Below are 5,542 nucleotides of genomic sequence, written 5' to 3' on the forward strand. Positions count from 1 at the left end.
AAGATCATTAAGAGATTATGAAGAACAACTTGTGTGGATTTTTACTGGTTGCTTGATCGATATATATTATCATTGATGATTGGTAGAAATTTCTCGAAGTTTATTTGAGCAAATTTTTTGTCAGTAATTGATGAGCCAAGATTGGTACCCTTTAGGTACTATTGATTTTAAACTGAAGAGTTTGATCATGGCTCAGATTGAACGCTGGCGGCAGGCTTAACACATGCAAGTCGAGCGGGGGAAAGTAGCTTGCTACTGGACCTAGCGGCGGACGGGTGAGTAATGCTTAGGAATCTGCCTATTAGTGGGGGACAACATCTCGAAAGGGATGCTAATACCGCATACGTCCTACGGGAGAAAGCAGGGGACCTTCGGGCCTTGCGCTAATAGATGAGCCTAAGTCGGATTAGCTAGTTGGTGGGGTAAAGGCCTACCAAGGCGACGATCTGTAGCGGGTCTGAGAGGATGATCCGCCACACTGGGACTGAGACACGGCCCAGACTCCTACGGGAGGCAGCAGTGGGGAATATTGGACAATGGGCGGAAGCCTGATCCAGCCATGCCGCGTGTGTGAAGAAGGCCTTTTGGTTGTAAAGCACTTTAAGCGAGGAGGAGGCTACTAAGATTAATACTCTTGGATAGTGGACGTTACTCGCAGAATAAGCACCGGCTAACTCTGTGCCAGCAGCCGCGGTAATACAGAGGGTGCGAGCGTTAATCGGATTTACTGGGCGTAAAGCGTGCGTAGGCGGCTTTTTAAGTCGGATGTGAAATCCCCGAGCTTAACTTGGGAATTGCATTCGATACTGGGAAGCTAGAGTATGGGAGAGGATGGTAGAATTCCAGGTGTAGCGGTGAAATGCGTAGAGATCTGGAGGAATACCGATGGCGAAGGCAGCCATCTGGCCTAATACTGACGCTGAGGTACGAAAGCATGGGGAGCAAACAGGATTAGATACCCTGGTAGTCCATGCCGTAAACGATGTCTACTAGCCGTTGGGGCCTTTGAGGCTTTAGTGGCGCAGCTAACGCGATAAGTAGACCGCCTGGGGAGTACGGTCGCAAGACTAAAACTCAAATGAATTGACGGGGGCCCGCACAAGCGGTGGAGCATGTGGTTTAATTCGATGCAACGCGAAGAACCTTACCTGGTCTTGACATAGTAAGAACTTTCCAGAGATGGATTGGTGCCTTCGGGAACTTACATACAGGTGCTGCATGGCTGTCGTCAGCTCGTGTCGTGAGATGTTGGGTTAAGTCCCGCAACGAGCGCAACCCTTTTCCTTATTTGCCAGCGGGTTAAGCCGGGAACTTTAAGGATACTGCCAGTGACAAACTGGAGGAAGGCGGGGACGACGTCAAGTCATCATGGCCCTTACGACCAGGGCTACACACGTGCTACAATGGTCGGTACAAAGGGTTGCTACCTAGCGATAGGATGCTAATCTCAAAAAGCCGATCGTAGTCCGGATTGGAGTCTGCAACTCGACTCCATGAAGTCGGAATCGCTAGTAATCGCGGATCAGAATGCCGCGGTGAATACGTTCCCGGGCCTTGTACACACCGCCCGTCACACCATGGGAGTTTGTTGCACCAGAAGTAGGTAGTCTAACCGCAAGGAGGACGCTTACCACGGTGTGGCCGATGACTGGGGTGAAGTCGTAACAAGGTAGCCGTAGGGGAACCTGCGGCTGGATCACCTCCTTAACGAAAGATTGACGATTGGTAAGAATCCACAACAAGTTGTTCTTCATGACGATGTATCTGAGGGTCTGTAGCTCAGTTGGTTAGAGCACACGCTTGATAAGCGTGGGGTCACAAGTTCAAGTCTTGTCAGACCCACCATGACATACTCATACGATACATTGATCTAAATGATAAGCTGGGGACTTAGCTTAGTTGGTAGAGCGCCTGCTTTGCACGCAGGAGGTCAGGAGTTCGACTCTCCTAGTCTCCACCACGTATTCATTCGAATACGTAGTAAGCAAACGAGTTGATAGCTTATAGAGCTTAGTAATAAAGCTGTGTATACTGCACGCCTTGATTATTAAGCTCTGTGATTTATCACAGTTGACTGCGATCTGACGAAGACGTAGTGAATCATTAACAGCATATATTTGAGTTGAAATAATTTGTTCATACTCATAGAAAGAGCGGAAACGAGATAACGTAAGTTATTAAGTTGAAGTGATTGAAATGAGAACTAGCGAAATTAACTGAATCAAGCGTTTTGGTATATGAATTTGAATTGAAGCTGTACAGTGTTTAGATACACAGTACTTCAAACTGTAATGTTGAACGATCTACTTGTAGGATCGAACGACTGTTTGGGGTTGTATAGTCAAGTAATTAAGTGCATGTGGTGGATGCCTTGGCAGTCAGAGGCGATGAAAGACGTGATAGCCTGCGAAAAGCTCCGGGGAGGCGGCAAATATCCTGTGATCCGGAGATTTCTGAATGGGGGAACCCACCTATCATAAGATAGGTATTGCAACATGAATACATAGTGTTGCAAGGCAAACGCGGGGAAGTGAAACATCTCAGTACCCGTAGGAAAAGAAATCAATTGAGATTCCCTCAGTAGCGGCGAGCGAAAGGGGAAAAGCCCATTAAGTTATGTAAGCTTTAGTGGAATGCTCTGGGAAGTGCAACCATAGTAGGTGATAGTCCTGTACACGAAAGGGCTTACATGATGATGTCGAGTAGGGCGGGGCACGTGAAACCTTGTCTGAATATGGGGGGACCATCCTCCAAGGCTAAATACTCCTGACTGACCGATAGTGAACCAGTACCGTGAGGGAAAGGCGAAAAGAACCCCTGTGAGGGGAGTGAAATAGATCCTGAAACCGCATGCATACAAGCAGTGGGAGCCACTTCGTGTGGTGACTGCGTACCTTTTGTATAATGGGTCAGCGACTTACATTCAGTAGCAAGGTTAACCGAATAGGGGAGCCGTAGAGAAATCGAGTCTTAATAGGGCGTTTAGTTGCTGGGTGTAGACCCGAAACCAGGCGATCTATCCATGAGCAGGTTGAAGGTGAGGTAACACTTACTGGAGGACCGAACCCACTGTCGTTGAAAAGCCAGGGGATGACTTGTGGATAGGGGTGAAAGGCTAATCAAGCCTGGTGATAGCTGGTTCTCCCCGAAAGCTATTTAGGTAGCGCCTCGGACGAATACCATTGGGGGTAGAGCACTGTTTCGGCTAGGGGGTCATCCCGACTTACCAAACCGATGCAAACTCCGAATACCAATGAGTACTATCCGGGAGACAGACTGCGGGTGCTAACGTCCGTAGTCAAGAGGAAAACAATCCAGACCGCCAGCTAAGGTCCCTAAATCATAGTTAAGTGGGAAACGATGTGGGAAGGCATAGACAGCTAGGAGGTTGGCTTAGAAGCAGCCACCCTTTAAAGAAAGCGTAATAGCTCACTAGTCGAGTCGGCCTGCGCGGAAGATGTAACGGGGCTAAAACTATGTACCGAAGCTGCGGATTTGCAATTTATTGCAAGTGGTAGGGGAGCGTTCTGTAAGCCGATGAAGGTGGATTGAGAAGTCTGCTGGAGGTATCAGAAGTGCGAATGCTGACGTGAGTAACGATAAAACGGGTGAAAAACCCGTTCGCTGAAAGACCAAGGGTTCCAGTCCAACGTTAATCGGGGCTGGGTGAGTCGACCCCTAAGGCGAGGCCGAGAGGCGTAGTCGATGGGAAATTGGTTAATATTCCAATACTTCTGTGTAATGCGATGAGAGGACGGAGAAGGTTAAGTCAGCCTGGCGTTGGTTGTCCAGGTGGAAGATTGTAGGCATGTATCTTAGGCAAATCCGGGGTACTCTATGCTGAGAATCGATAGCAAGCTAGTTTACTAGCGAAGTGGCTGATACCATACTTCCAGGAAAAGTCTCTAAGCTTCAGTTACACAGGAATCGTACCCGAAACCGACACAGGTGGTCAGGTCGAGTAGACCAAAGCGCTTGAGAGAACTCTGCTGAAGGAACTAGGCAAAATGGTACCGTAACTTCGGGAGAAGGTACGCTGCCGGCGGTGATAGGACTTGCTCCTTGAGCTACTGGCAGCCTCAGAAACCAGGCCGCTGCAACTGTTTATTAAAAACATAGCACTCTGCAAACACGAAAGTGGACGTATAGGGTGTGATGCCTGCCCGGTGCTGGAAGGTTAATTGATGGGGTTAGCGTAAGCGAAGCTCTTGATCGAAGCCCCAGTAAACGGCGGCCGTAACTATAACGGTCCTAAGGTAGCGAAATTCCTTGTCGGGTAAGTTCCGACCTGCACGAATGGCATAATGATGGCGGCGCTGTCTCCAGCAGAGGCTCAGTGAAATCGAATTCGCCGTGAAGATGCGGTGTACCCGCGGCTAGACGGAAAGACCCCGTGAACCTTTACTGCAGCTTGACATTGAACTTTGATCTTACTTGTGTAGGATAGGTGGGAGGCTTTGAAGTAGAAACGCCAGTTTCTATGGAGCCGTCCTTGAAATACCACCCTGGTAATATTGAGGTTCTAACTCTGCTCCATTATCTGGAGCGAGGACCATGTCTGGTGGGTAGTTTGACTGGGGCGGTCTCCTCCTAAAGAGTAACGGAGGAGTACGAAGGTGCGCTCAGCGTGGTCGGAAATCACGCGTAGAGTATAAAGGCAAAAGCGCGCTTAACTGCGAGACCCACAAGTCGAGCAGGTACGAAAGTAGGTCTTAGTGATCCGGTGGTTCTGTATGGAAGGGCCATCGCTCAACGGATAAAAGGTACTCTGGGGATAACAGGCTGATACCGCCCAAGAGTTCATATCGACGGCGGTGTTTGGCACCTCGATGTCGGCTCATCTCATCCTGGGGCTGAAGCAGGTCCCAAGGGTATGGCTGTTCGCCATTTAAAGAGGTACGCGAGCTGGGTTTAGAACGTCGTGAGACAGTTCGGTCCCTATCTACCGTGGGCGTTGGAAATTTGAGAGGATCTGCTCCTAGTACGAGAGGACCAGAGTGGACGAACCTCTGGTGTACCGGTTGTGACGCCAGTCGCATCGCCGGGTAGCTATGTTCGGAAGGGATAACCGCTGAAAGCATCTAAGCGGGAAGCCTACCTCAAGATTAGATTTCCCAAGGACTTTATGTCCTCTAAAGAGCCGTTGAAGACTACAACGTTGATAGGTTGGATGTGGAAGTACGGTGACGTATGAAGCTGACCAATACTAATTACTCGTGAGGCTTGACTATACAACACCCAAACAGTTGGTGTTGTGGTTCAAATCATGACAAATAACTTGATTTAGTTAGATAAAACGCTAAACTGCACAAATTAAAGCAACTCAAATAGCTGTTAATAACTTCTTTGACCAAGCAAAGGCACGCAAATAATATATGCGAATAAGACCCAAGCAAAGTCACAACAGTTGTGCTGGCGACAATAGCAAGAGTGAACCACCTGATCCCTTCCCGAACTCAGAAGTGAAACCTCTTAGCGCTGATGGTAGTGTGGGGTTACCCATGTGAGAGTAAGTCATCGCCAGCTCATTATTCTAAACACC

At 48.7% G+C, this 5,542-nt stretch carries 2 tRNA genes and 3 rRNA genes; all 5 read left to right on the forward strand.

The window, feature by feature from the left end:
- Positions 1-169 precede the first annotated feature (169 nt).
- Positions 170-1,707: ribosomal RNA gene (locus tag AC1M9F_RS14380) — 16S ribosomal RNA — on the forward strand.
- A gap of 61 nt (positions 1,708-1,768) precedes the next feature.
- Positions 1,769-1,845: transfer RNA gene (locus AC1M9F_RS14385), tRNA-Ile, on the forward strand.
- A 39-nt stretch (positions 1,846-1,884) separates the two neighbouring features.
- Positions 1,885-1,960, forward strand: a tRNA-Ala gene (locus AC1M9F_RS14390).
- A 379-nt stretch (positions 1,961-2,339) separates the two neighbouring features.
- Positions 2,340-5,231 (forward strand): 23S ribosomal RNA (locus AC1M9F_RS14395).
- A 180-nt stretch (positions 5,232-5,411) separates the two neighbouring features.
- Positions 5,412-5,526, forward strand: a 5S ribosomal RNA gene (gene rrf / locus AC1M9F_RS14400).
- The 16S, 23S and 5S rRNA genes sit together here with 2 tRNA genes alongside, the layout of an rRNA operon.
- The last annotated feature ends 16 nt before the right edge of the window (positions 5,527-5,542 follow it).

This window comes from Acinetobacter sp. ANC_7504 (assembly GCF_056779995.1).